This window comes from Microbacterium fluvii (genome assembly GCF_025515205.1).
Classification (GTDB): Bacteria; Actinomycetota; Actinomycetes; order Actinomycetales; family Microbacteriaceae; genus Microbacterium; species Microbacterium fluvii.
In genome coordinates this window covers 248,520-273,365 of the sequence record NZ_JAOPFX010000001.1, presented here as the reverse complement: position 1 = coordinate 273,365, position 24,846 = coordinate 248,520, and the positions used below count along the sequence as shown (strand labels likewise).

At 71.5% G+C, this 24,846-nt stretch carries 25 protein-coding genes; 6 read left to right on the top strand and 19 right to left on the bottom strand.

What is annotated here, in order from left to right; genetic code table 11:
- Positions 1-105 precede the first annotated feature (105 nt).
- A complete protein-coding gene (locus tag OAW74_RS01300) occupies positions 106-1,455 on the top strand; it encodes a class I SAM-dependent methyltransferase (RefSeq protein WP_262872523.1) in 1,350 nt (449 codons plus the stop codon).
- Positions 1,456-1,614: 159 nt separating this feature from the next.
- Here the strand turns inward: OAW74_RS01300 and OAW74_RS01295 are convergent, their stop codons facing one another.
- The 13 genes from OAW74_RS01295 to coaA all read right to left on the bottom strand — a co-directional run bounded on the left by OAW74_RS01295 (position 1,615) and on the right by coaA (position 13,632).
- Positions 1,615-2,172 carry a hypothetical protein gene (locus OAW74_RS01295; RefSeq protein ID WP_262872522.1) on the bottom strand — a complete coding sequence of 186 codons (558 nt, stop codon included), beginning with the start codon at positions 2,170-2,172 and terminating at the stop codon, positions 1,615-1,617.
- Entirely contained in the window at positions 2,169-3,269 is a 1,101-nt protein-coding gene (gene tsaD / locus OAW74_RS01290) for a tRNA (adenosine(37)-N6)-threonylcarbamoyltransferase complex transferase subunit TsaD (RefSeq protein WP_262872521.1), read from the bottom strand. Before tsaD ends, OAW74_RS01295 begins: the two co-directional genes overlap by 4 nt.
- Entirely contained in the window at positions 3,266-3,778 is a 513-nt protein-coding gene (gene rimI, locus OAW74_RS01285; RefSeq protein WP_262872520.1) for a ribosomal protein S18-alanine N-acetyltransferase, read from the bottom strand. Before rimI ends, tsaD begins: the two co-directional genes overlap by 4 nt.
- On the bottom strand, positions 3,775-4,461 hold the full coding sequence (gene tsaB, locus OAW74_RS01280; protein ID WP_262872519.1) for a tRNA (adenosine(37)-N6)-threonylcarbamoyltransferase complex dimerization subunit type 1 TsaB: 687 nt from the start codon (positions 4,459-4,461) through the stop codon (positions 3,775-3,777). The genes rimI and tsaB overlap by 4 nt, the downstream gene beginning before the upstream one ends.
- Before the next feature lie 163 nt (positions 4,462-4,624).
- On the bottom strand, positions 4,625-5,464 hold the full coding sequence (locus OAW74_RS01275; protein WP_262872518.1) for a hypothetical protein: 840 nt from the start codon (positions 5,462-5,464) through the stop codon (positions 4,625-4,627).
- A gap of 56 nt (positions 5,465-5,520) precedes the next feature.
- Positions 5,521-6,855 carry a sensor histidine kinase gene (locus OAW74_RS01270; protein WP_262872517.1) on the bottom strand — a complete coding sequence of 445 codons (1,335 nt, stop codon included), beginning with the start codon at positions 6,853-6,855 and terminating at the stop codon, positions 5,521-5,523.
- Entirely contained in the window at positions 6,848-7,525 is a 678-nt protein-coding gene (locus tag OAW74_RS01265) for a response regulator transcription factor (protein ID WP_262872516.1), read from the bottom strand. Before OAW74_RS01265 ends, OAW74_RS01270 begins: the two co-directional genes overlap by 8 nt.
- Before the next feature lie 43 nt (positions 7,526-7,568).
- Entirely contained in the window at positions 7,569-8,252 is a 684-nt protein-coding gene (locus tag OAW74_RS01260; RefSeq protein WP_262872515.1) for a hypothetical protein, read from the bottom strand.
- Positions 8,253-8,377: 125 nt separating this feature from the next.
- Entirely contained in the window at positions 8,378-8,824 is a 447-nt protein-coding gene (gene tsaE / locus OAW74_RS01255; protein ID WP_378733649.1) for a tRNA (adenosine(37)-N6)-threonylcarbamoyltransferase complex ATPase subunit type 1 TsaE, read from the bottom strand.
- Positions 8,825-8,874: 50 nt separating this feature from the next.
- Complete coding sequence (gene alr / locus OAW74_RS01250; RefSeq protein WP_262872513.1) at positions 8,875-9,981, bottom strand: alanine racemase; 1,107 nt, start codon at positions 9,979-9,981, stop codon at positions 8,875-8,877.
- Entirely contained in the window at positions 9,978-10,361 is a 384-nt protein-coding gene (locus OAW74_RS01245; protein ID WP_262872512.1) for a holo-ACP synthase, read from the bottom strand. The genes alr and OAW74_RS01245 overlap by 4 nt, the downstream gene beginning before the upstream one ends.
- A gap of 272 nt (positions 10,362-10,633) precedes the next feature.
- Positions 10,634-12,484, bottom strand: coding sequence for a glutamine--fructose-6-phosphate transaminase (isomerizing) (glmS, locus tag OAW74_RS01240; RefSeq protein ID WP_262872511.1), 1,851 nt, complete (start codon positions 12,482-12,484; stop codon positions 10,634-10,636).
- A 203-nt stretch (positions 12,485-12,687) separates the two neighbouring features.
- Positions 12,688-13,632, bottom strand: coding sequence for a type I pantothenate kinase (coaA, locus tag OAW74_RS01235; RefSeq protein ID WP_262872510.1), 945 nt, complete (start codon positions 13,630-13,632; stop codon positions 12,688-12,690).
- Positions 13,633-13,692: 60 nt separating this feature from the next.
- On the opposite strand from coaA, the gene OAW74_RS01230 reads away from it, so the two are divergent.
- A complete protein-coding gene (locus tag OAW74_RS01230; RefSeq protein WP_262872509.1) occupies positions 13,693-14,640 on the top strand; it encodes a Ppx/GppA phosphatase family protein in 948 nt (315 codons plus the stop codon).
- A gap of 77 nt (positions 14,641-14,717) precedes the next feature.
- Here the strand turns inward: OAW74_RS01230 and glmM are convergent, their stop codons facing one another.
- From glmM to OAW74_RS01200, 6 genes are all read right to left on the bottom strand, one after another.
- Entirely contained in the window at positions 14,718-16,076 is a 1,359-nt protein-coding gene (gene glmM, locus OAW74_RS01225) for a phosphoglucosamine mutase (RefSeq protein WP_262872508.1), read from the bottom strand.
- Between the two features lie 16 nt (positions 16,077-16,092).
- Positions 16,093-16,572 (bottom strand): 30S ribosomal protein S9, encoded by a 480-nt coding sequence (rpsI, locus tag OAW74_RS01220; RefSeq protein WP_262872507.1) that lies wholly within the window; start codon positions 16,570-16,572, stop codon positions 16,093-16,095.
- 28 nt (positions 16,573-16,600) lie between these two features.
- Positions 16,601-17,047, bottom strand: coding sequence for a 50S ribosomal protein L13 (gene rplM, locus OAW74_RS01215; RefSeq protein WP_262872506.1), 447 nt, complete (start codon positions 17,045-17,047; stop codon positions 16,601-16,603).
- 282 nt (positions 17,048-17,329) lie between these two features.
- Entirely contained in the window at positions 17,330-17,980 is a 651-nt protein-coding gene (locus OAW74_RS01210) for a CPBP family intramembrane glutamic endopeptidase (RefSeq protein ID WP_262872505.1), read from the bottom strand.
- 20 nt (positions 17,981-18,000) lie between these two features.
- On the bottom strand, positions 18,001-18,597 hold the full coding sequence (locus OAW74_RS01205) for an LPXTG cell wall anchor domain-containing protein (RefSeq protein ID WP_262872504.1): 597 nt from the start codon (positions 18,595-18,597) through the stop codon (positions 18,001-18,003).
- A gap of 350 nt (positions 18,598-18,947) precedes the next feature.
- Positions 18,948-19,781 carry a CPBP family intramembrane glutamic endopeptidase gene (locus tag OAW74_RS01200; RefSeq protein WP_262872503.1) on the bottom strand — a complete coding sequence of 278 codons (834 nt, stop codon included), beginning with the start codon at positions 19,779-19,781 and terminating at the stop codon, positions 18,948-18,950.
- Positions 19,782-19,846: 65 nt separating this feature from the next.
- Here OAW74_RS01200 and OAW74_RS01195 point away from each other — a divergent pair, with 65 nt between their 5' ends.
- The 4 genes from OAW74_RS01195 (at position 19,847) to OAW74_RS01180 (ending at position 24,826) form a co-directional block, all read left to right on the top strand.
- The gene (locus OAW74_RS01195; RefSeq protein ID WP_262872502.1) at positions 19,847-20,494 is read left to right on the top strand and encodes an arsenate reductase/protein-tyrosine-phosphatase family protein; all 648 of its coding nucleotides are present in this window, start codon (positions 19,847-19,849) and stop codon (positions 20,492-20,494) included.
- 32 nt (positions 20,495-20,526) lie between these two features.
- On the top strand, positions 20,527-22,023 hold the full coding sequence (locus tag OAW74_RS01190; protein WP_262872501.1) for a polysaccharide biosynthesis tyrosine autokinase: 1,497 nt from the start codon (positions 20,527-20,529) through the stop codon (positions 22,021-22,023).
- Positions 22,024-22,143: 120 nt separating this feature from the next.
- Complete coding sequence (locus OAW74_RS01185; protein WP_262872500.1) at positions 22,144-23,055, top strand: hypothetical protein; 912 nt, start codon at positions 22,144-22,146, stop codon at positions 23,053-23,055.
- Positions 23,056-23,269: 214 nt separating this feature from the next.
- Positions 23,270-24,826, top strand: coding sequence for a sugar transferase (locus tag OAW74_RS01180; RefSeq protein ID WP_262872499.1), 1,557 nt, complete (start codon positions 23,270-23,272; stop codon positions 24,824-24,826).
- Positions 24,827-24,846: the final 20 nt, after the last annotated feature.

Genomic DNA, 24,846 nt, shown 5'->3' with positions numbered 1-24,846 from the left:
CATCGGGGAACACCCCGGGGATCGGAGGGGGCCCGAGGGGGATCGGGTGGGGGTTGAGGGGGTTCGAGGTGGGGGCCGGCCGGGCCGCGCACGTAGGCTGAGCGGGTGGATCTCGCCGAGCTGACCGCACTGCTCACCCCCGAGGGGCTGCAGCTGCTCGACGATGTCGGCGGCATCTCGTCGACCGACGAGGTCGCGCGCGCCGTCACGCGGCTGCGCGCCGAAGGGCACTCCCCCGACCTCGTCTCGGCCGTGGTCGGCCAGGCACGGCTGCGCGAGAAGGCGCGCCCCAAGTTCGGCGGCTTCGCCGAGCGGATGCTGTTCACCCGGGCAGGCCTCGAGCAGTCGACGCGCCTGTCGGTCGCCGCCCGGCATGCCGGCCGCATCCGCGATGCAGGTTTCACCGCGGTCGCCGACCTCGGCTGCGGGATCGGCGGCGACGCGCTCGGCTTCGCGGCGCTCGGCCTGCGTGTGCAGGCGGTCGACGCCGACGAGGTCACGGCCGCGATCGCCGCCTACAACCTGGCGCCCTTCGGCGCCGACGCGACCGTCGCCCACGGCACCGCCGAAGCCTTCGTGGCGGGGCTGGCGGCAGCATCCGCCGCCTCCGCCGCGGCGCTCGCCGACGGTGCCGACCGAGACCCCGCCTCCGCACCGAAACCCTCCCCCGACGCGCCGGTCTCGAGCGAAGCACCGGGTCTCGATGGCCGGAGCCCGGGTCTCGACGCGACCGGGCCCGACGAGGCGAGCCGGCTCGCGCTCTGGCTCGACCCGGCGCGGCGCACCGCCGGGCACAGCGAGACGGCGCGCACGCGGCCCGAGGACTGGTCGCCGTCGCTGGATTGGGTGTTCGAGGTCGCGGCGCGGCATCCGGTCGGGGTCAAGCTCGGGCCGGGGCTGGATCGCGCGCTCATCCCCGACGACGTCGAGGCGCAGTGGGTGAGCGCCGACGGCTCGACGATCGAGCTCGTGCTGTGGTCGGGTGCGCTCGCGCGGCCCGGGGTGCGGCGGGCGGCGCTCGTGATCCGCGGCGAGCGGGCCTGGGAGCTGACCGCGCCCGCCGACGCACCCGATGCGGAGGTGCGGGAGCTCGGCGCCTACCTGCACGAGCCCGACGGCGCGGTGATCCGCGCGCGGCTGATCGGCGAGGTCGCCGGGCACCTGCAGGCCGGCATGCTCGACGAGCACATCGCCTATCTCACGGGCGACGAGCCGCTCACGAGCCCCTTCGCGCAGTCGTTCCGGGTGCGCGAGGTGCTGCCGACGGGGGTCAAGCCGCTCGCCGCCGCGCTGAAGGCGGCGGGCATCGGCACGCTCGAGATCAAGAAGCGCGGAGTCGACATCGACCCCGCCGCGCTGCGCAAACAGCTGAAGCTGCGCGGCCCCGAGTCGGCGACGCTCTTTCTCACCCGCATCGGCTCCCGCCGGGTCGCGGTGCTCGCCGACCGGGTCTGACCCGCGCCCCTGGCCTCTCTCTCGGGCGCGCCCATGTGGCACACCTGCCCGCTTTTCTGACCATGTGGCACACATGAGGCCCACGCACGGCCCCGACCCCGCCATGTGTGCCACATGGTCGAGCGCACGGGGCTCAGCGGGCAGCGCGAGCGGCGGGGCTCAGCCCAGCAGGTTGGTGCGGCTCGCCGCCCACAGCAGCCACCCGGCGCTGTAGAGGATCGAGAGCGTCCCGAGCACGATCGCCCAGATGGCGACGCCGCGCGGCTCGAGCGGGCGGCGCAGCGCGATGATCGCCGAGACGATGCCGGCGATGCCGATCGGAAAGCCCCACCCGACGAACAGCGACACCGCCAGCCCCACGATCGAGAAACCGAGCGCCCACCCGGCCATGCCGCGCCGCGGCGGCGCCGGGTCGGGCATGTACCAGCGCAACTCGGCGTCGGGCGGCAGGTCGAGGGTCGGCCCTGTCGGCTCGGAGATGTCGACCGGCCCCGTGGGCAGGCGCGAGAAGCCGCCGCTGTGCGCGCCGGGCAGCCGTGTCTCGGCGCCGAGCACGATGTCGGGGGATGCCGCGTCGATCACGGGAGCGGATGCTGCCGCCTCCCGCTCGGCCGCAGGCTGCGCGCGCGCTGCCGACCTCGCGGCGCGGTCGGACTCGGCGCCCTCGGACTCGATGCCCTCGGACTCGACGCCCTCGCGGCCGTCGCCGCGGCTCACGCGGCCGCCTCTGCGTCGGGCTCGGCGATCTGGATCTCAGTCACCGGCAGCGTCGAGTCGGCACCGAACTCCAGCGTCGACGGGCGTCGGCCCGACGAGATGAGCTCGGCCGCGAGCGCGGCGATCATCGCGCCGTTGTCGGTGCACAGCGACAGCGGAGGAATGCGCACGGCCACCCCGGCCTGCGCGGCCCGGGCCAGCGCGACCTCGCGCAGACGCCTGTTCGCGATCACCCCGCCGCCCAGCAACAGCCGCGGAACGCCGTAAGCGGCGCACGCGTCGAGCGCCTTGGTGACGAGCACGTCGACGACGGCCTCACGGAACGAGGCGGCCACATCGGCGACCGGCACCTCGAGCCCCTCGGCCTCGCGCTGCTCGACCCACCGCGCGACGGCGGTCTTCAGCCCCGAGAACGAGAAGTCGTAGCGGTGCTTCTGCATGTCGGACGCGCGCGACAGCCCTCGGGGAAAGCGGATGGCCGTCGGATCGCCGTCGGCAGCGGCCTTGTCGATCTGAGGACCACCGGGGTAGGGCAGCCCCAGAATCCGCGCGATCTTGTCGAAGGCCTCTCCCGCGGCATCGTCCATCGTCTCGCCGAGCAGCTCGACGTCGGTGGTGAGGTCGCGCACCAGCAGCAGTGACGTGTGGCCACCGCTCACGAGCAGCGCCACCGTCGGATACTCGACCTCTTCGCCGGTGAGGATGTCGGCGGCGATGTGCCCGACGAGGTGGTTGACGGCGTAGAGCGGCGTGCCCAGCGACACGGCGAGCGCCTTCGCGGCGCCGACGCCCACCATCAGCGCGCCGGCGAGACCGGGGCCGCTGGTGACGGCGACGGCGTCGAGGGCGGAGAGCGGGAGTGGTCCATCGAGGCCGAGCGTAGAACCGGCCTCCGACAGCGCCGCCTCGATCGCGGGCTGCAGCGCCTCGAGGTGCGCACGGGCGGCGACCTCGGGCACGACGCCGCCGTAGCGCGCGTGCTCGTCCATCGAGCTGGCGATCGTGTTGCTGAGCAGGCGCCGGCCCTGCACGATGCCGATGCCGGTCTCGTCGCAGCTGGTCTCGATGCCGAGCACGAGGGGGGCCGCCGAGGTCATGTGCACGCTCCCGCATCCGTCGAAGCCGACAGCGCCGCCTCGGCGCCGCGCGCGGCCGCCCACGCGACCAGGTCGAGCTGCATGATGATCGCGTCGACGTCGTCGGGCTGGTAGTACCGGGGTCTGCGGGCGATCTCGATGAACCCCTCCGAGGCATACAGCGCCTGCGCCACCGGGTTGTCGGCCCGAACCTCGAGGAACAGCTGCCGGGCCCCCCGTTCGCGGGCCGTCGCCAGGAGGGTGCGCAGCAGCATCCGACCCCTCCCGCGCCCGCGGGCCGATTCGGCGATCGCGATCGTCTGGATGTCGGCGTCGGCGGCGCCGGCGACCGCGCGCACGCCGCCGTAGCCGATCAGGCGGCCCGCCTCTTCGTCGACGAGATAGCGGCCGTGGGGCGAGACGAGCTCTTCGCGCATCATCGCGTCAGACCACGCGTCGGTGGGGAAGGAGATGCGCTCAAGGGCCATGATGGCGTCGAGGTCGCCGGGACCGGCATCGCGCAACGTCATGCGACCACCCGCTTGGGCGGGCCGGGCATGGTCACGTCGGGCGAACGCAGATAGAGCGCGTCGGCGGGGCCGACGGTGCGCCCGGCGGCGAGGGCGCGTGCGGCGACGACGCCGATCATCGCGGCAGAGATGCGGTCGGCGTCGCGGCGAAGGATGCCGCGGGCCTGCAGCACGGAGTCGAGTTCGTCGCGCGGCGAGAGTGCAGGCTCGGCGATGCGCACCGGCAGTCCGTCGTCGTCGAGCCCTCGGTAGACGGTGTAGGCGAACTCCCGCCGACGCGCGTCGGTGACGACGGCGAAGGTGTCGTCGGCCTCGTCTTCGAACCCGCCGGTGAGCGCGTCGTGCAGCAGCAGTTCGAGCGCGACCGCGTCGTGGCTGACGACGGGGACGACCGGGATGCCGCGCCCCAGGGCGAACGCGCGGGCTGCGGCGATGCCGACACGAAGCCCCGTGAAGGGACCGGGGCCCATGCCCGCCGCGACATGCGTGAGTTCGACCGGCTCGGGGGCGATCGTGGCCCCGATCGGTCCGCGGGCCGCGTCGGCGATCGCCGACTGCAGCAGCGTGCCGATGACCTCGGCGTGCCCGAGCGGGTTGGCGCTGACGGCCTCGGATCGCACGGCCCCGTCGGCGTCGACGACGGCGACGGTGGTGCCGAGAGACGTGTCGATGCCGAGGATCACCTCTCCAGGGTAGTCGGCGCCCCGCGGCTCGAGCCCCCTGCCCATGTGGCACACATGACGGTGTCAGCAGGCACCGACCTCGTCCGGTGGCACACATGGTGCGTCCCGCCGGGCACGAGAAGGGGGAGGATGCCGCAGCATCCTCCCCCGAGACGAAGCGATCTCAGTCGCGGTCGACGTCGACCTCGACTACGGTGAGGTCGGCGGCCAGCGCGACCTCGGCCTCCGAGCCGCTGCCGAGGTCGACGCTCACGTCGTAGGCGTGCGAGCCGTCGCCCTCAGTCTCGATCGAGGTGACGGTGCCTCCGCCGGCGGCGGCGATCGCGGCGTCGACGATGTCGGCGATGCGGCCCGTCTCGATCACGGGATCGGCATCGGCGTCGCGGTGGTCGGCCCGAACGGTCGTCGAGCCGTCGGCGGCCACGCGCACGTCGATCTCCGACCCGTCGGCGAGCACGACGTCGACCGACCAGCCGTGCGACTCGACCTCCACCGACGAGGCGCCGGTGCCCTCGGCGGCGGCGACGGCGGCAGCGATCGCGGCGGTGAACTGGTCGGCGGTCGACGCGTCGGTGGCGGCCGGCGTGTCATCGGACGCCGTGTCGCCCGACCCGGAGTCGGCGTCGTCGTCAGAGACCGAGTCGTCGGGCGCCGCGGTCGGCGTGGGCACCGTGGTCTCGGCGTCGCTGACGGCGGCGGCCGGGACGGTCTGGAACTGTCCGCCCGACATCGCCGATCCGATGCCGATGCCGATGCCGCCGACCAGCAGCACGCCGACGGCGGCCGCCGAGCCGATCAGCAGGGGGCTCAGCCTGCGGCGCTTCGGCTCGGCGGCCGAAGCGGCGGCGTAAGAAGCGGCGGCGTCAGACGCGGCGGGTGCGGATGCCGTCGCCGCCGGCTCGGGAGCGGGCCCGGCGGGGGCGGCCGCGGCCGCATCCGCGGGGAGCGGCGCGGTGGGCTGGTCGTCGGGAAGAGGGGCGGTGGGGTTCTGGTCGCTGTTCATGATTCCACCCTCCACCGACACCGCTGAACCCGATCTGAACCGACCTGAACGCGCATTCAGCGCTCCTGCGCAGGCAGCTCGATCACGAACCGGGCGCCGCCCCACACCGACGAGTCGATGCGCACCGCGCCGCCGTGCGCCACCGCGATCTCGCGCACGAGCGCGAGGCCGAGGCCCGCACCCCCGGCATCCCGCGAACGCGCCTCGTCGAGCCGCACGAAACGCTCGAACACGCGCTCCCGCTCCCCCAGAGGTACCCCCGAGCCGTCGTCGTCGACCCATATGAGCGCGCGCAGGCCGACCTGCCGCACCCCGATCGCCACCCGTGTCGAGGCGTGCCGCGTCGCGTTGTCGACGAGGTTCGCGACGGCCCTGCCGAGCAGCCGCCGATCGCCGGCGACCTGCACGGGCTCGATCGCACGGGCGTCGACCTCGACACCGCCGCCCGAGCGCACCCGCCGCGCTTCGGCGAGCGCGAGGTCGTCGAGATCGACGACGCCGGCCGCCCGCACGGCGGTCTCGTCGAGGCGCGCGAGCAGCAGCAGGCTCTCGAGGATCTCCTGCATGCGCGCACCCTCGTCGATCACGACGTCGGCGAGCTCGCCCGGCGGCGCCACCTCGGGATGCGCCAGGGCCAGCTCGGCAAACTGCCGCATGGTCGCCAGCGGCGAGCGCAGCTCGTGCGACGCGTCGCCGACGAAGCGCTGCCTGGCGCGATACCCCTGCTCGACGCGGTCGAGCATGCGATTCATGGTGCCGGCGAGCCGGTCGATCTCGTCGCCCGAGCCGTCGGCGGGCACGCGGCGGTCGAGCGCTTCTGCGTCGATCGCCTCGACCTGCCGGCGGATGCGCTCCACCGGCGCCAGCGCCCGCGTCGCCACCGCCCACACGACCACCGCGATCACGGCGACCGCGAGCGGCACGCTCACCGCCAGCAGCGTCGTCGCGGTGGCGACGGCGGCATCGACCTCGGCGAGCGAGGCGCCCAGCAGCAGCATCCCCTCGTCGATCTGCTCCGAGACGACCAGCATCGGCTGCCCGTCGATGACGGTGCGCACCGGATCGTCACCGGGGGGCGTCGGCAGCGCGAGGGCGTTCTCGTCGTTGACGACGGTGGTCGTGCCCGAGTGCCACGAGATCAGCACGTCGTCGTCGCGCTCGGCGATCCACGCCGAGGCGACCAGACCCTCCTGCAGCCCCTCGGCGATGCTCGCCGACTCCGACTCCATGCGGGTCGCGACCCCGGCGGTGAGGCTCTGCGACAGCAGCGCGACGACCGCGACGGCGCCCAGGCCCAGCACGACGGCGACCACGAGCGTCGCCCAGATCGTGATGCGGGTGCGAATGGATGCTGCAGGCCGCAGCATCCGCTCCCCACCGGTGTCAGCCACCGTCGGCCGCCAGCCGGTATCCGGCGCCGCGCACGGTCTGGATCGCGTCGCGACCGAACGGGCGGTCGACCTTGCGGCGGAGGCGCCCGATGTAGACCTCGACGATGTTGGGGTCGCCCTCGAAGTCGTCGGCCCACACGTTGTCGAGCACTTCGAGCTTGGTGACGACCTCGCCGCGGTGGCGTAGCAGGAAGTCGAGCACGGCGACCTCGCGGGCCGTGAGCTCGAGGTCGACGTCGCCTCGCCGCACGGTGTGCGCTGCGGGGTCGAGCCGGAGGTCGCCCGCCTCGAGCACGGCCGGGCGCTCGCGGGCGCCGCGACGCACCAGGGCGCGCAGCCGCGCGACGAGCACGGGATACGAGAAGGGCTTGGTGAGCCAGTCGTCGCCGCCGGTGTCGAGGCCCTCGACCTCGTCCCACTCGCCGTCCTTCGCGGTGAGGAACAGCACCGGCGTCCAGTTCTGCTCGGCCCGGAGGGTCGCGCACACGCGGTAGCCGCTCATGCCGGGCATCATGACGTCGAGCACGATGACGTCGTAGTCCTGCTCGCGGGCGCGCCACAGACCGTCGGTGCCGTTGTGGGCGACATCGACCGTCATGCCCTCGGCTTCGAGCCCTCGGCGCACGCCCTCGGCCAGGCGCACCTCGTCGTCTACGAGCAGCACACGCATGATGCGAGTCTGCCGCTTCGGCGCTGACTGCGCGCTGAACAGGTCAGGGCGTGCGCAGATCTTCGGTCAGGGCGACGGTGGTGACCCCGCCCGATCCGGTGACCTCGACCGTATAGAAGTGGTCGCCGCCCTTCTCGGTGCGGATCGCCGTGACCTCGCCTCCCGAGATCTGCGCGATCGCGGCGGTCATGATGTCGGCGAGCTTCGCCTGGTCGATCACGGGCACACCCGAATCCGCCCGCTTCTCGCCGACCGTCGGGCTCGCCGCCATCGGCACCTGCACGTCGACCTCGTAGCCGTCGGAGCGCTCGACCACCACGAGCCACCCGTCGTCGGCGACCTCGATCGAGGTCGCGCCGAGCGCGTTGACGCCCGTCTCGTCGCCGTCGGTCACAACGCCGACCGCGGCCGTGATCGCCGCGGCCCACTGCGCCGCCGCCTCGGCGATGTCGTCGCTCGGCGCGGGCTGCGTCGGATCGGTGTCGGGGGTCGGCGACTCGGTGGCCGCCGCATCCGGAGTCGTCGCAGCCGGAGACGGGATGCTGCTGCTCGGCGTCGCCGTGGGCGTCGCCTGCGCTCCCGCGCTGCCACCGGTGGCGAACCAGATCGCCACGACGATCGCCGCGACCACCACGACGGCCGCGATGACGATGCCGACGACGGCACCCGTGCTGAGGCGCTTCGGCTCGCCGGCCGGCTGCGGCGCGCTCGGCGTCTGCGTGCTCATGGGTCCCCACCCCCTCGCTCACGGGCCCCACCCCGTTGCCGCCAGCCGACCACGCGAGACCGCCCCCTGTCAACACTCCCCTGCCATGTGGCACACACGCGGGCTTCAGCCCGGGACGCCCAGACCTAGGGCCGCCGCGAGACCGTGACCAGGCGGGGGGTGTCGGCGTCGAGGTCTTCGGCGCCGGTGTATCCGCCGCAGGCCGAGTCAACGCCGCGCCCGTGCCACTGCCGGTCGATCTCGATCTCCCACCAGTGGTCGCGGAGGCCCTCGACCATGTCGCGGCCCCACTCGACGATCACCGCCGAGTTGTCGACGTCGATGTCGAGGTCGTCGAGCTCGGCCGCCGACCCCAGTCGGTAGGCGTCGACGTGCACGAGCGGCGTGCCGCCGACCAGCGACGGATGCGTCCGGGCGATCACGAACGTCGGGCTCTGCACGGGCCCGCGCACGCCGAGACCCTCGCCGATTCCGCGGGTCAGGGTGGTCTTTCCCGCGCCCAGCGCGCCGGTGAGCACGACGAGGTCGCCGGGGCGCAGCATCCGCCCGATGTCGCGTCCGAACTGCTCCATCTCGTCGGGCGACGGGATCTCGCGCTGCCCGAGCACGGCGTCGAGCCCGCTCACGACGACACCTGTCGACGGGCGACGCGGGGCCCGATGCGCGTGACGATCTCGTAGTCGATGGTGCCGGCAGCATCCGCCCACTCGTACGCCGCCGGCTGACCGAGGGTCGGGTCGCCGAACAGCACGGCCTCGTCGCCGATCTGCACGGGCGCGTCGCCGACGTCGACGACGAGCTGGTCCATCGCGATGCGGCCGGCCACGGTGAACCGCCGCCCGCCGATCACGACCGGGCCCCGAGACGACGCCTGCCGCGGCACCCCGTCGGCATAGCCGAGCGGCACGAGCGCGAGGGTGGTCTCGCCGGTCGTGCGGTGCGTGTAGCCGTACGACACGCCCTGCCCGGCCGGCACCCGCCGCACCGCGGCGATCGGAGCGCGCAGCGTCATCGCGGGCTTCAGCCCGAGGTCTGCCGACGTGCGGTCGGCGAACGGCGACAGCCCGTAGATGCCGATGCCCAGCCGCACGCAGTTCAGCCGCGCTTCGGGCAGCGCGATCGCCGCGTGCGTGGCGGCGATATGGCGCAGCGGCGGGGCGAGACCGACGGATGCCGCCACTTCCACGCCCTCATCGAATCGCGCGAGAGCGGCCCGGTCGTCTGCCTCCGAGGTGTTGGAGAGGTGGCTGAACAGGCCGATCACCCTGAGCCTGCCGAGTCGCTCGAGCCGCGCCGCCTCGGCGCACGCGAGCCGCCACTCGGCCGGTGCGATGCCGTTGCGGCCGAGCCCGGTCTCGAGCTTGAGGTGCACCCCGACGGGATGACCGGCGGAGGCCGCCGCGGCCGCCGTGAGCTGATCGACGCTCGAGATGCCGAGCTCGATGCCCCGCGCCGCCGCCTCGGCGAAGTCGGCGCCCGGCGCGTGCAGCCAGGCGAGGATGGGCGCGTCGATGCCCGCACGGCGCAGAGCCAGCGCTTCGTCGATGTCGGCCACGCCCAGGCGCGCGGCACCGCCCTCCAGGGCCGCGCGCGCCGCGCGCACCGCGCCGTGCCCGTAGCCGTCGGCCTTGACCACCGCGATGGCCTCGACGCCGGTGAGTGCGCGCAGGTGCCGCACGTTCGCCGCGATGGCCCCGACGTCGATCGTGGCTTCGCGCAGCCCGGTCATGCCCGCTCCCCCGCGCTCGGGCCGGCGCCCTCGGAGTCGGCGACCACGTAGGCAGCGGCGACCCCGGCGTCGTGCGAGAGCGAGAGGTGCAGGGTCGCGATGCCGCGCGCGGCCACGACCTCTGCCGTCGACCCGCTCAGCGAGAACCACGGGCGGCCGCTGGGCTCGGGGGTGATCTCGATCTCGGTCCAGTGCACGCCGTCGGATCCGCCGAGGGCCTTGATCAGGGCCTCTTTCGCGGCGTACCGCGCCGCGAGCGAATGCGGCGGCAGCGTGCGCTCGGCGGGGGCGAAGAGCCGCTCGAGCAGCCGCGGCGTACGCGCGATCGACCGCTCGAACCGGGCGATGTCGACGAGGTCGATGCCGATCCCGACGATCATGTCGCTCCCTCTCCCCGGCGTTCCGGATGCTCCGCGGTGTTCCGGATACTCTGCGGCGTTCCGGCTGCTGCGCGGCGTTCCGGCTGCTGCGCGGCGTTCCGGATACTCTGCGGCGTTCCGGATGCTGCGCCCGCAGCATCCGCCAGCCTACCGTCGCCCCGCTCAGGGTCGTCCGCCGCCCCAAACCCCGCAACTTGGCAGCTTTGGTCGCTGCGCCCGCCCCACAGGCGACAACAGGTGCCAACTTGCGGGAACTGAAGGGAAGAGAGCCGCTACTCGACGGTGACCGACTTGGCGAGGTTGCGGGGCTGGTCGACGTCGAGACCCTTGGCCCCGGCCAGGCCCATCGCGAAGATGTGCAGCGGCACGACCGCCAGCAGCGGCTCGAACAGTGGCCCTGCCAGCGGTATGCGGAGCACCTCGTCGGCGAAGGGCAGCACGGCGGCGTCGCCCTCTTCGGCCACCGCGATCACGCGGGCGCCGCGGGCGCGGATCTCTTGGATGTTCGAGACGACCTTGGCGTGCAGCAGCGCCGAGGCCCGCGGCGACGGCACGATCACGAACACCGGCTGCCCTGGCTCGATCAGGGCGATCGGGCCGTGCTTGAGCTCGCCGGCGGCGAAGCCCTCGGCGTGGATGTACGTGATCTCCTTGAGCTTGAGCGCGCCCTCGAGCGCGATCGGGTAGCCCACGTGGCGGCCGAGGAACAGCACCGAGCGGGTGTCGGCCATCCAGGCGGCGAACTCCTCGATGCGGGCCCGGTCGTTCTCGAGGATCCAGGTGATCTTCGACGGCACGGCCTCGAGTTCGCGCGCGAGCTCTTCGACCGCCGAGGCCGACACGGCCCCGCGCAGGCGCCCGACGTGCAGGGCCAGCAGGTAGAGCGCCGTGATCTGCGCGACGAACGCCTTGGTCGAGGCCACCGCGACCTCGGGGCCGGCGTGCGTATAGACGATCGCGTCGGACTCGCGCGGGATCGTCGCGCCCTGCGTGTTGCAGATCGACAGGGTCTTGGCCCCCGCCTCGCGGGCGAACTTGACGGCCATGAGGGTGTCCATCGTCTCGCCCGACTGCGAGATCGACACGACGAGGGTCGACGGGCCGATCACCGGATCGCGGTAGCGGAACTCGTGGGCGAGCTCGACGTCGACGGGCAGGCGCGTCCACTGCTCGAGGGCGTACTTGCCGACCATGCCCGCGTAGGCGGCGGTGCCGCACGCGATCACGATGATGCGATCGATCCCGCGGAACAGGTCGTCGAGACCGTCGAGCTCGGGAATCGAGACGACGCCGTCGTGGATGCGGCCGCGCAGCGTGTTCGCGACGGCCTCCGGCTCTTCCGACACCTCCTTGGCCATGAACGAGGGCCAGCCGCCCTTGTCGGCGGCAGCGGCATCCCACATCACCTCGAACGGCTCGACCTCGACCGGCGCGCCGTCGAAGTCGGTGACCTGGACGCCGGCGGGGGTGATCGCGACGATCTGGTCCTGCCCGATCGCGAGGGCTTTGCGGGTGTGCTCGACGAAAGCTGCGACGTCGGACCCGAGGAAGTTCTCGCCCTCGCCCAGACCGATCACCAGCGGCGAGTTGCGGCGGGCGCCGACGACGAGGCCGGGGTGGTCCTGATGCATCGCGAGCAGCGTGAAGGCGCCTTCGAGCCGGGCCACGACCGCGCGGAACGCCGCCAGCAGGTCGCCGGTCGCCCGATATTCGCGGCCCAGCAGCACGGCGGCGACCTCGGTGTCGGTCTCACTGCGGAAGGTGAAGCCCTCGGCGAGCAGCTCGGCCTTGATCTCGGCGAAGTTCTCGATGATGCCGTTGTGGATCAGGGCGAGCCGGTCGTCGTCGGCCAGGTGCGGGTGGGCGTTGCCATCGGTGGGTCCGCCGTGGGTGGCCCAGCGGGTGTGGCCGATGCCGGTGGTGCCGTCGGGCATGGGGTGGGCGGCGAGGTCGTCGCGCAGCACGCTGAGCTTGCCGGCGCGCTTGCGCATCTCGAGGTCGCCCTCGCCGTCGATCACGGCGATGCCGGCGGAGTCGTACCCCCGGTACTCCAGTCGGGCAAGACCCGACAGGAGGATGCTCTGACTGTCACGGGGTCCGACGTAGCCGACGATTCCACACATGCCTTCAATGGTAGGCGGCGGGGTATGGCAGATGCCCTGACAAATGCAGACGGATGCGGTGGCCACCGCATCCGCTCGGCGCCGGCCGGTCTCCGAAGCTGCGGCCCGCCCGTCCAGCCGGTCGCACAACCTGCGGGCAGCACCCGCTCAAGGCCGCACCTACTGCGACCGGCCGGCAACCGGAGCCCCACCCCGCAGCCGCGTCAGAGCTTGCGCAGCAGCACCCTCTCGACCGCGTGGTTCGCGGACTTCTCGAGCACGAGGGTCGCGCGGTGGCGCGTGGGCTGCACGTTCTCGAGCAGGTTGGGGAGGTTGATGTCGTTCCAGAAGCCGAGCGCCATCTTCACGGCCTCGTCGTCGGTGATGTCGGCGAACACCTTGAAGAACGAGTTGGGGTTCGAGAAGGCCGCGCGGCGCAGCGCGAGAAAGCGGTCGACGAACCACTGCGCGACGTGGTCGGGGTTCGCATCCACATAGATCGAGAAGTCGATCAGGTCGCTCACGGCGACCTCGTTGGGCGAGGGCGGCGGATGCAGCACATTCAGCCCCTCGACGATCACGACGTCGGGGCGGCGCACCGTGATCTGCGCGTCGGGCACGATGTCGTAGCGCATGTGCGAGTAATACGGCGCCCGCACCTCGGGGGCTCCGCTCTTGACCTCGGAGAGGAACTGCACGAGCGCGCGGCGGTCGTACGACTCGGGGAAGCCCTTGCGGTCCATGAGCCCGCGGCGCTCGAGCTCGGCGTTCGGATAGAGAAAGCCGTCGGTCGTCACGAGCTCGACGCGCGGGGTGCCGGGCCAGCGCGAGACGAGCTCGCGCAGCAGACGCGCGATGGTCGACTTGCCGACGGCGACCGAGCCGGCCACGGCGATGACGAACGGCGTCGTGGTGTCGGCCTCGCCCAGGAACGAGGCCTCCTCGGCGCCGAAGCGCTTGGTGTTCGAGGCATACAGGCTCAGCAGCTGGCTGAGCGGCAGGTATACGTCGCGCACCTCGTCGATGTCGAGGCGGTCGCCCAGGCCCCGCAGCTCGACGATCTCGGTCTCGCTCAGCGGCTGCGTCGAGCCGGCGGCCAGGCGCGCCCACTCGCCGCGAGAGATCTCTCGGTACAGCGCCGGGTCGAGCGCGTTCTCGTCTGCGGACATCGCGCTCTAGCGTAGGGCCTCCGCCCGCGCCGCGGCGCGCCACCCGACTACGCTGGGCCCGTGCGCCTGGGAGTCCTCGACATCGGCTCGAACACCGTCCACCTGCTCGTCGCCGACATGCGGCCGGGCGGTCGCCCGCTCGCGCAGTCGAGCAGCCGCAGCATCCTGCGGCTCATGCGCTACCTCGAGCCCGACGGGTCGATCAGCGAAGAGGGCGTGCGGGCCCTCGAAGACGCCGTGCGCGAAGCGCGCGCCGTCGTCGAGCGCGAGCACGTCGACGAGCTGCTGGCCACCGCGACCAGCGCCGTGCGCGAGGCGACCAACGGCGCCGAGGTGATCGCGCGCATCGAGGCCGCCCTCGGCCAAGAGCTGCAGGTGCTCGGCGGCGAGAGCGAGGCGCGCTTCACGTTCCTCGCCGTGCGCCGGTGGTTCGGCTGGTCGGCCGGCCAGATCCTGCTCTTCGACATCGGCGGCGGGTCGCTCGAGATCGCGGCCGGCGCCGATGAGCTGCCGGCGGCGGCGGCATCCGTTCCGCTGGGCGCGGGGCGCATGACGCTCGCCTACCTGCCAGAAGACCCGCCGGGCGAAGAGGCCGTCGAGCTCCTTCGTGCGCACGCCCGCGAGACCCTCGCCCCGGTCGCCGACGCGTTCCGCTCGCAGCCGCGCCCCGACCACGTCGCGGGGTCGAGCAAGGCGATCCGCTCGCTCGCGAAGCTCGTCGGCTACAACGCCCGCGGCTGGGCCGACTCCGAGCGGATGCTGCTGCCCCGCGCCGCCCTCGGCTCGTGGATTCCGCGGCTCGCCCGCATCCCGGCCTCCGCCCGCCAGGAGCTGCCGGGCATCACGCCCGACCGCACGTTCCAGATCGTGGCGGCGGCCGTCGTGCTGCACACCGCGATGGAGGCGATGGAGGTCGAAGAGCTCGAGGTGAGCCCGTGGGCGCTGCGCGAGGGCGTGCTGCTGCGCTACATCGAGTCGCTGGCCTGGGAGTCGGCCCCGCAGGTCTGACCCCGTCGGCCCCGGGGCCCTGTCGGCTCCGCGGGCCTGAGCCCCGCAAGCTCCTGACCCCACCCGACCGCGAACCCCTACAGCGCGAGCCGCTCCCGCACCACGTCGGCCAGCCGCTCGGCGACCTCCGAAGCCACCGAAACGGTCTCGGCCTCGACCATCACGCGCACGAGCGGCTCGGTGCCCGAAGGGCGCAGCAGCACGCGGCCGCTGTCGCCGAGTGACGCGGTCGCCGCGGCCACCGCATCCTGCACCTCGGTGTCCGAATCCACGCGCGAGCGATCCACGTCGGGCACGTTCACGAGCACCTGCGGGTACACCGTCATGACCGACGCGAGCTCGGCCAGCGACTTGCGCTGCCGCGCCATCTCGGCCACCAGGTGCAGGCCCGTCAGCACCCCGTCGCCGGTGGTGGCGTAGCGCGACATGATGACGTGCCCCGACTGCTCGCCGCCGAGCGAGTAGCCGCCGTCGTTCATCGCCTCGAGCACATACCGGTCGCCGACCGCCGTCTGCACCATCTTCACACCGGCCGCCGACATCGCCCGGCGAAGGCCGAGGTTGCTCATGACGGTCGCCACGAGGGTGTCGTCGACGAGCTGCCCGCGGGCCTTCATCGCGAGGGCCAGGATCGCCATGATCTGGTCGCCGTCGACCACCGCACCAGACGCATCCACCGCGAGGCAGCGGTCGGCATCGCCGTCGTGCGCGATGCCCACGTCGGCGCCGACGGCCACGACGGTGGCCTGCAGCACGTCGAGGTGCGTCGAGCCGACGCCGTCGTTGATGTTGAGGCCGTCGGGGTCATTGCCGATCACCGTGACCTTAGCGCCCGCGTCGGTGAAGACGTCGGGCGAGACTCCGGATGCGGCGCCGTTCGCGCAGTCGAGAACCACATGCAGTCCGTCGAGGCGGTGCGGCAGCGACTTGAGCAGGTGCACGACGTAGCGGTCTTCCGCATCCGCGAATCGTCGGATGCGGCCGACACCCGCGCCGGTCGGCTGCAGCTTGGGGCCGTCCATCGCCGCTTCGATGCGCTGCTCGACCACGTCGGGGAGCTTGACGCCACCGCGGGCGAAGATCTTGATGCCGTTGTCGGCGGCGGGGTTGTGCGAGGCCGAGATCATCACGCCGAAGTCGGCGTCGACGTCGGCGACCAGGAACGCGGCCGCGGGGGTCGGAATCGTTCCCGCGTCGAGCACGTCGACGCCGGAGGAGGCCAGGCCCGCCTCGACGGCTGCCGAGAGGAAGTGGCCAGAGATGCGCGGGTCGCGGGCGACGACGGCGGTGAGCCGTCGGCCGGCGGCGCGTCGCGCCTCTGCGGTACGACCCTGGCCCAGGACGACGGCGGTCGCCTGGGCCAGGGTGAGTGCGAGATCGGCGGTGAGGGGGCCGTTGGCCAGCCCCCTCACCCCGTCCGTGCCAAAGAGCGGCATCGAGACGTGGAGCCGATCAGCGCTTCGAGTACTGAGGAGCCTTGCGGGCCTTCTTGAGACCGGCCTTCTTGCGCTCCTTGATGCGCGCGTCGCGCGAGAGGAAGCCGGCCTTCTTGAGGGCCGGGCGGTTGTTCTCGACGTCGATCTCGTTGAGCGCACGGGCGATGCCCAGGCGCAGCGCGCCGGCCTGACCCGAGGGGCCACCACCCTGGATGCGCGCGATCACGTCGTAGCCGCCGGCGAGGCCGAGCAGCGTGAACGGGTCGTTGATCAGCTGCTGGTGCAGCTTGTTGGGGAAGTAGTCCTCGAGGGTGCGGCCGTTGACCGTGATCGTGCCCGAGCCGGGGATGAGGCGCACGCGAGCGATGGCCTCCTTGCGGCGGCCGACGGCCGAGCCGGGAACCGAGAGCACGGGGCGCTCAGCGGCGACGGCGGTCTCGGCGACCGGGGTCTCGGTGGAGTAGTTCTGGGGAGCGGTTTCTTCGATGTTCGCCATCAGTGTGTCCTTGTTCTGAAGGGGGCGCTTACTGGGCGACCTGGTCGAGGGTGTACGTCTTGGGCTGCTGAGCGGCGTGCGGGTGCTCGGCACCGGCGTAGACCTTCAGCTTCGACAGCTGCTGGCGGCCCAGGCTGTTCTTGGGGAGCATGCCGCGAACGGCCTTCTCGACGGCGCGAGCCGGGTTCTTCTCGAGCAGCTCGGAGTAGGTGACCGACTTGAGGCCGCCCGGGTAGCCCGAGTGGCGGTAGGCCTTCTTCTTCTCGAGCTTCTGGCCCGTCAGCGCGACCTTGTCGGCGTTGACGATGACCACGAAGTCACCGGAGTCGATGTGGTTCGCGAAGGTGGGCTTGTGCTTGCCGCGGAGCAGAGCCGCGGTGTGCGAGGCGAGGCGGCCCAGAACGACGTCGGTCGCGTCGATGATGAGCCACTCGCGCTGGGCTTCGCCAGCCTTGGGGGTGTAGGTGCGCGTCACAGTAGTGCTGCTTTCTTGATTCGAACGGAGAGGTTCGTGAATCCCACTCCGGGGTGGTTCGGCTTCTCGAAGAGAGACGAACACGCCAGTGGAGGGCTCACGTTCGCGGTGGGCTGCCAGCAGTGACAACGCACCAAAGAGATAGCTTACGCGATCTCGGATGCTGCCGCCAATCGTCCCCGGTCGCGTTGCGCACGTTTCGTCTCGCTTCGCTCGCTCAACGCCCGGCCCCCCCGGGCGTTGAGCGAGGGCGCGCTGCGCCCGAGACGAAACGTCTCGACCTCACCACACGAGAAGGCCGACGCCGATCGCGTTGAAGACCACGTGCGCCACGAGGGCGCCGCCCAGCCGCCCGGTCGCCGCGACCAGCACACCGCAGCCCAGCCCCGTGCCGATCGTCGCGACCAACAGCGCGACCGACAGCGACCCCGCGGCCACCCAGTGCAGCCCCACGAACGCGACCACCCCGACGAGCACCGCGATCGCCTGCCCGCGCGCTCCCCCGACCGCATCGCCCACCGCGCGCTGCGCGAACCCGCGGAAGAAGAACTCCTCGACCACCGGCGACACCGCCGCCGCGCTCACCAGAGCCAGCACGATCGTCGCATCGCCCCCGAACCCGCCGATCGCGCCCGTCGTCGGCGCCGTGAGCTCGACGGCGGCCCGCACCACGAGCGCCACGCCGAATCCGGCGAGCGCGTCGGCCCAGCGCCACGACGCCAGCCCGAGCGCAGTGGCGAACGCCCCGCCCCCGACGATCACTCCGACCACCACGGTCGCCATGAGCGGCACCGCCGTGACGGCGAGGTCGACGATCACTCCGGGCAGCCCGACGAACGACGAGAGCGCGCCGATCAGCAGCGCCGTGACCACCAGCCCGCCGGCCGCGACAGCCAGCGCCGCGCGCGGCCGCTCATACAGCCGGTCGGTCATGCGCTGCGCCGCCCGAAGCCTCAGCCCCGCGAGCGCACCCGCGCCCGTGCGCCTTCTCGGCGACCGAGGCCGACCGACACCGCGATCGCACCAAGGCCCAGGGCGCCGACGCCGAGCCAGATGGCGGCCGAGGGCACCGAGCCGCCGGTCGCAGGCAGCGCGTCGCCGGTGGCCCGCACCACGCTGATGGGAATCTCTACGTGCGCGGTGGAGGCAGCATCCGGCCCCCACGTGATGGTGATCGGGTACACGCGCTCGGCGGGCCCCGTGAAGACGATGGATGCGGTGTCTCCCGCGATCGTGCGCTCTGCCGTGTCGATGCCGGTGTTCGAGGCGACCACCAGCGAAGCGAGGCTGTCGGTGCCGATGCCGGGGCCGTCTGTGGCGAAGGTGACGATGGTGCCGTCGAGCGAGTCGTCGTCCCACACGCACGTGATGGTCGAGGCGCTGCCGATCTCGATCGTCTGCGGCTCTGCGGTGCACTCCGCCTGAGCGACCGGGTAGGTCTCTGCCGTGCGCACGGATGCGTCGGATGCTGCGAACGCCGCCGGTGCTGCTGCCGCGCCGACGAGCGTCAGCGCGGCAGCGGCGACCACGGCCGAGATGGCCTTGTTCATGTCTTCCCCAAGTTCCCCAATAACCGACAGGAGCATCTTGCGATGTCGGATCCCCAGCCGGCACGGCTCATCCTAGAGCCGAACACCCCGTCACAGCCAAAAAGCGCGCCGGTCGGCTGCGACGTTTCGTCTCGGTCGCTGCGCTCCCTCGCTCAACGCCCGGCCCTTGTGTCGGGCGAGCGAAGCGAGACGTCTCCCTCCCGGGCGTTGAGCGAGCGAAGCGAGACGAAACGCCCCAACCCCCGCACACCCCCGCCCCGGGCGTTGAGCGAGCGAAGCGAGACGAAACGCCCCAGCCCACCTCAACCCCTCCCGGGCGTTGAGCGAGCGAAGCGAGACGAAACGAACCCTCAGCCGGCGATCGTGCCGACGACCCCGAGCAGCACGTACACCGAGTTGTAGACGATGTGCACCAGCACGGCGCCCCAGATGCGGCCGGTCAGCAGCACGAGCAGCGAGCAGGTGATGCCCACCGCTCCCAGGGCGACGACGGCGTCGACGCCGAGCACCGAGCCGATCGAGTGCGTTACGACGAACAGCGCCGTCGACACGAGCGCGGCGGCAAGGCCGGCGGTGAGCTTGCCGAACGGGCGGCGCAGCGCCGTGTAGACCGACACGAGCACCACCACCCGGAAGAAGAACTCCTCGATCGTCGGCGCGATCACGGCGGCGGGCAGCGCCTCGCTCCACCACCACGACGAGGGCAGCGCACCGTCGATCGTCACGTACGACGGAAACGCCGCGCCCCCGGCCACGATGCCCTCGACCCAGCCCTGGAACAGGCGCAGCCCCGCGCCGATCACCAGGCCGTAGAGCAGGTCGAGCGGGCGCAGCCGGAGCAGCCCGATCGGGCGCGAACGCGAGAACCCGACGACGATCGGCACGAGCATGCCCGCCCAGAGGGCCAGCGTCGAGGCGAGCGGAGCCCAGGGCTTCGCGGGCCAGACGGTGATGATCGCGAAGCCCGCGATCACCCCGGCGCCCAGGCCGAACAGCGCCCACGCGAGCAGCATCTCGCGCCACGGGCGCACGGTGCGGCCGCCGAGGCGCCAGTCGGTGCGCCGGTGGCGCCGGCGGCGGGAGGAGTGCGACCCTTCGACAGGCTCAGGGACCGACCCAGGCTCGGGGGCCGAGGGCCCCGAAGAACGCGCGACAAGCACGGCATCGGTAGGCTGATCGGGCACGGCCCCAGGTTACCCGGCCTGCTGCAGCACCCGAGCGCCACCACGTCACCTACCCGAGGTCAGCTGTGTTCGAGATCATCACCGTCTGCACCGGCAACATCTGCCGTTCCCCTTTGGCCGAGCTCGTCTTGCGCGCGCGGCTGCGCGAGCTGGGCGCCGAGGTCACCAGCGCCGGCACCCGCGGCCTCGACTCCGTCGGCATGACCCCCGAGGCGCAAGACCTCGCCCTCGCGCGCGGAGTGTCGAACGACGAGGCCCAGGCGCACCGTTCGCGCTACCTCACCGAGCAGCATCTGCACAGCCCCGACCTCATCATCGCCCTCACCCGCGAGCACCGCCGGGCGATCGCCGAGCTCGCCCCCGCGCGGCTGCGCTCCACCTTCACGGCGCGCGAGTTCGCCCGGCTGGCCGCCGACGTGTCCGACGACGAGATCGCAGCGGCGGCGGATGCTGCCGGCACCGACCCGAAAGACCGCGTGCGCGCGGCGGCGGCGCTGCTGGCTGGTCGCCGCGGTCTCGTGCTGCCGCCGGCCGACGCGGCCGACGACGACGTGATCGACCCCTACGGCCGGTCGTGGAACACCTATCGACTCTCGGCGTCGCAGCTCGACCCGGCGATCGACGAGATCGTGCGTGTGGTTCGGGCCGCGGTGATCCCCCGCGCGGCGGCGGCAGCGGCACCCGAGTCGGCCGATGCCGCTGTGGCAGACTGATCCCCGCCCCCACCCCCTCGCCGAAAGACGCCATGGAGCTCAGCGACTACATCCGCATTCTGCGCAAGAACTGGCTGATCATTCTCGTGTGCACCCTGTTGGGGCTGGGCGCTGCGGCCGGCTATTCGCTGACGCGCACGCCGATCTACGAGTCGTCGAGCACCGTGTTCGTCTCGACGCAGACCAGCGGATCGGTCGCCGAACTGCAGCAGGGCTCGACCTTCACGCAGGCGCGCATCAACACCTATGTGGGGCTGGTGACGACGCCGATCGTCATGAACCCGGTCATCGCCGACCTGGGGCTCGGCATCACGGCATCTGAACTGGCGCAGGACGTCACGGCATCCGCCGCCTTGAACACCACCCTCATCACGATCACCGTCGAGAACGCCGACCCGGTGCTGGCCGCCGACATCGCCAACGCGCTGGCGGCGAGCCTCACCACCGCCGTCGACTCGATCGAGCCGGCCGGCGAGAACGGCCGGAGCCCGGTCAAGCTGTCGCGGGTGAAAGACGCGCAGCCGGCGCTCGAACCCTCGAGCCCCAACGTGCCGCTCAACCTCGCGCTCGGCACCCTCGTGGGCCTCGCGCTCGGCATCGGCATCGCGGTGCTGCGCACGGTGCTCGACACGCGCGTGCGCACGGGGCGCGACGTCGAGCAGGTGACGAAGGCGCCGATCATCGGTGCGATCGCGTTCGACCCGAAGGCCAAGGAGCGCCCGCTCATCGTGCACGCCGACCCGCTCAGCCCTCGGGCCGAGTCGTTCCGGGCGCTGCGCACCAACCTGCAGTTCCTCGATATGGGCGGCCGCTCGAGCTTCGTGATCACGAGCTCGGTGCCCAGCGAAGGCAAGTCGACCACGACCATCAACCTCGCGATCGCCCTGGCTGACGCCGGCAAGCGCGTGGCGCTGCTCGACACCGATCTGCGCAAGCCCAAGGTGGCCGAATACCTCGGCATCGAGGGCGGCGCGGGTCTGACCGACGTGCTCATCGGGCGCGCCCGCGTGGGCGATGTCATGCTGCCGTGGGGCGGTCGCAGCCTCTATGTGCTGCCCGCGGGCAAGATTCCGCCGAACCCGAGCGAGCTGCTCGGCTCGAAGCAGATGGAGACGCTGCTCGACGTGCTCGAGCGCGACTTCGACGTGCTGCTGTGCGATGCCCCGCCGCTTCTTCCCGTGACGGATGCTGCCATCCTCGCCCGCCGCACCAGCGGCGCGATCGTGGCGGTTTCGGCCGGCCGCACCACCCGCCACCAGCTGCAGGGCGCCATCGACGCGCTCGACACGGTCGACGCGAAGGTCGCCGGCATCGCGCTGACGATGGTGCCGACCCGAGGGCCCGATTCGTACTACACCGCCTACGGCTATGGCGGCGGGTACGGCGGCTACGGCTACATCCAGAAAGAGACCGCCGACAAGGCGGCCAAGGGCCGCAAGCGCAAGGCGCCCGTCGCGACTCCCCCGTCGTCGACGAGCCCGACGCTCGAGCAGCTCGGTTTCCGCTCCACCCGCCCCACCGCGGAGTAACCTCAGCCTCACCCCTTCGCTCGGCCCGGTCCCCGAGCTCGTCGAGGAGTCGCACCACCCCACGGATGGTCCCTGAGCTTGTCGAAGGGTCGCCCACCACACACCGAAAGGTCGTCGAGAGTGTCGAGGGGTCGCCAGGTCATCGCCGTGATCGCTGTCGTGCTGCTCGTCGCCGTGGTCGCGGCCCTGTGCGTGCTGGCCCTGCGCCACGGCGCCGGCGACGACCCCGCCTCGGTCCCGGCCGCCACACCCCCGGTCGTTGAGCGAGGGAGCGAAGCGACCGAGACGAAACGCCCCGAGCCGACCGCTACGCCGTCCGCGACACCCTCAGCCGCAGCGACCGAGACGAAACGCAGCTCCCCCGCCGAAGAGCGCTTCCTCTCCCTCAACACCACCACCGCCTGGCGCGCGACCGCCGGCTCGTGCACCACCGGCGAGGCCCCGACCGTCGAGCGTTCGACCGACGGCGGCCAGACGTGGGTCGACGTCACCCCCACCTACAAGGGCATCGGTCAGGTGCGCGGCCTCGAGGCCTTCGCGCAGACCGAGGCGGAGCTCGTGGCCGACATGGGCGACGAGTGCGAGACGCAGCTGCTGCGCACCTTCACGCAGGGCAAGTACTGGGACTCGTACCCCGAGATCCTCCCCTACTGGACCTACCGCGACGCAGCGGATGCCGTCGCCACCGGCGACGGCACGGTCGATGCTCCGTGCGCCGAAGCCCGCAGCGTCCGCGCGTCGGCCGGCACGGTCGCCCTCGTCTGCGACGCGACCGCCTACACCCTGGCCGACGGCGACTGGCAGCCCCTCGACCTCGCCGACGCGCTGGCCGTCGCGATCTCCGACGGTGTGCTCGTGGCCCACCTCGACGACGCGTGCCCCGGCGGCATCGCCGTGTCACGTTTCGCGGATGCTGACTCTTCAGATCTGCTCGGCTGCGCCGCCGCCGACTCTCGCGCTCCCCTTGCGCTTGCCTCCTCCGGCACCTCGATCTTCGTGTGGTCGGGCCCCTCCCTCCTCCCCGTCGAGTAGCCCACCTCTGCTTCCGGTCGTTGAGCGAGGGCGCGAAGCGCCCGAGACGAAACGCCCCAACCCGCCCATAACCCGGGCCCCCTCCCATCCCCCGCTAAGATGAACCGTCCCCCCGACGCTGCTGACGACGACACATGGCTGTTACATCGGCCTGTTACCGTCGCGCCCGAGGGAACCGCAAGATCTACGCAATTCCGAACCCCCGGAGCACCAGGTGACGTCGAACAACACAGTCGACGCGACGATGACGACGCATGATTCAGCCCCCTCGGGCGAGGTCGTCGAGCCGAGCCGACTGGCACCGACGACCTCGCCCACGCTGCTTGCTCCCAAGCCCGATCGCTGGCGCGAGCGCTACACGCGCCGCCTCTGGATCAGCGACCTGCTCGTGCTCATCTGGATCGTCTTCGGCACCCAGATCGCCTGGTTCGGCTTCGGCAACGCCCAGATCACGATGCGGGACGACACCCGGTTCACCGACGTCTCCTATTGGATCTTCTCCACCGGGCTGGTGGTGACCTGGATGTGGGCGCTAGGACTCGTCGACTCACGCGATCACCGCGTCTTCGGCACGGGCACTACTGAGTATGTCCGCATTGTTCGTGCCAGCTACATACTCTTCGGTGGAATTGCCATCGTTGCATTCGTGATCCGAGCGGACATCGCACGGGGCTTCCTGCTTATCAGCCTTCCTGCCGGGGTACTGGTGCTCGTCTTCGAACGTTGGCTCTGGAGGCAGTGGCTACATGCACAGAGGTCGGCTGGCGGCTACTCGGCAAGAGTTCTACTGGTCGGCTCCCGGGACTCTGTAAGCCAGATCGCCCGAGAACTCCAGCGGCACTCCAGCGCTGGCTACAAGGTTGTCGGTGCATGTGTCCCGTCGGGCGCGGTTGCGGACGTAATCGACGGAACCGATATCCCGATCATGGGCAATGTCAACGCGGTTGAGAGAGCAATCGCCGCAACTCGCGCCGATACGGTTGCCGTCACGAGCACTGACGACCTCCCCCCCTACAAGGTCAAGCAGATCTCCTGGAACCTCGAATCCGGGCGTCAGCATTTGGTCCTTGCCCCCAGCATCGTCGATATCGCGGGCCCGCGAATCCACATGCGTCCCGTCAACGGCCTGCCGCTCATCCACGTGGAAACTCCTCGCTTCACGCGAGGCCAGGCTTTCACCAAGCGCACGGTGGACATCGCAGGATCTCTCATCTTGATCATCTTGAGTTCTCCGCTGCTGCTTGGCGTAGCGCTTGCCGTCAAGCTCTCGAGCAACGGCCCTCTTCTCTACCGGCAGGAAAGAATCGGCCGAAATGGAGTCCCCTTCGGCATGCTGAAGTTCCGCTCGATGAGGGTCGGGGCGGACCAAGAGCTGAGCGCTCTCCTCGAAGCGCAAGGAACGAGCGAAACCCCGCTCTTCAAGATCAAGGACGACCCGCGCATCACTCCTGTCGGACGCTTTATCCGCCGTTACTCGCTTGACGAGTTGCCACAGTTCTTCAACGTCCTGGGGGGTTCAATGAGCTTGGTGGGTCCACGCCCGCAGATCGCGGCTGAGGTTGCGCTGTATTCGGAGACGGCAAAGCGTCGCCTGCTCGCGCGGCCTGGTATCACCGGTCTCTGGCAGGTCAGCGGACGCTCGTCAGTCGAGTGGGAAGATGCCGTGAAGCTCGACCTGTACTACGTAGAGAACTGGTCGCTCGTAGGAGACATCGCGATCCTGTTCAAGACACTCCGAGCAGTCGTCTCTCCAGGCAGTACAGCCCACTGACCTAGGACAACTGTCCGCGC

Coding starts and splice junctions, on each gene's coding strand:
- tsaD (WP_262872521.1), bottom strand. CDS start 3,269: ATGACCTCGGCGGCCCCCCTCGTGCTCGGCATCGAGACCAGCTGCGAC.
- rimI (WP_262872520.1), bottom strand. CDS start 3,778: ATGACGTTGCGCGATGCCGGTCCCGGCGACCTCGACGCCATCATGGCC.
- OAW74_RS01275 (WP_262872518.1), bottom strand. CDS start 5,464: ATGAACAGCGACCAGAACCCCACCGCCCCTCTTCCCGACGACCAGCCC.
- OAW74_RS01265 (WP_262872516.1), bottom strand. CDS start 7,525: ATGCGTGTGCTGCTCGTAGACGACGAGGTGCGCCTGGCCGAGGGCGTG.
- OAW74_RS01260 (WP_262872515.1), bottom strand. CDS start 8,252: ATGAGCACGCAGACGCCGAGCGCGCCGCAGCCGGCCGGCGAGCCGAAG.
- tsaE (WP_378733649.1), bottom strand. CDS start 8,824: ATGGAGCAGTTCGGACGCGACATCGGGCGGATGCTGCGCCCCGGCGAC.
- alr (WP_262872513.1), bottom strand. CDS start 9,981: ATGACCGGGCTGCGCGAAGCCACGATCGACGTCGGGGCCATCGCGGCG.
- OAW74_RS01245 (WP_262872512.1), bottom strand. CDS start 10,361: ATGATCGTCGGGATCGGCATCGACCTCGTCGACATCGCCCGGTTCGAG.
- glmS (WP_262872511.1), bottom strand. CDS start 12,484: ATGTGTGGAATCGTCGGCTACGTCGGACCCCGTGACAGTCAGAGCATC.
- coaA (WP_262872510.1), bottom strand. CDS start 13,632: ATGTCCGCAGACGAGAACGCGCTCGACCCGGCGCTGTACCGAGAGATC.
- glmM (WP_262872508.1), bottom strand. CDS start 16,076: ATGCCGCTCTTTGGCACGGACGGGGTGAGGGGGCTGGCCAACGGCCCC.
- rpsI (WP_262872507.1), bottom strand. CDS start 16,572: ATGGCGAACATCGAAGAAACCGCTCCCCAGAACTACTCCACCGAGACC.
- OAW74_RS01210 (WP_262872505.1), bottom strand. CDS start 17,980: ATGACCGACCGGCTGTATGAGCGGCCGCGCGCGGCGCTGGCTGTCGCG.
- OAW74_RS01205 (WP_262872504.1), bottom strand. CDS start 18,597: ATGAACAAGGCCATCTCGGCCGTGGTCGCCGCTGCCGCGCTGACGCTC.
- OAW74_RS01190 (WP_262872501.1), top strand. CDS start 20,527: ATGGAGCTCAGCGACTACATCCGCATTCTGCGCAAGAACTGGCTGATC.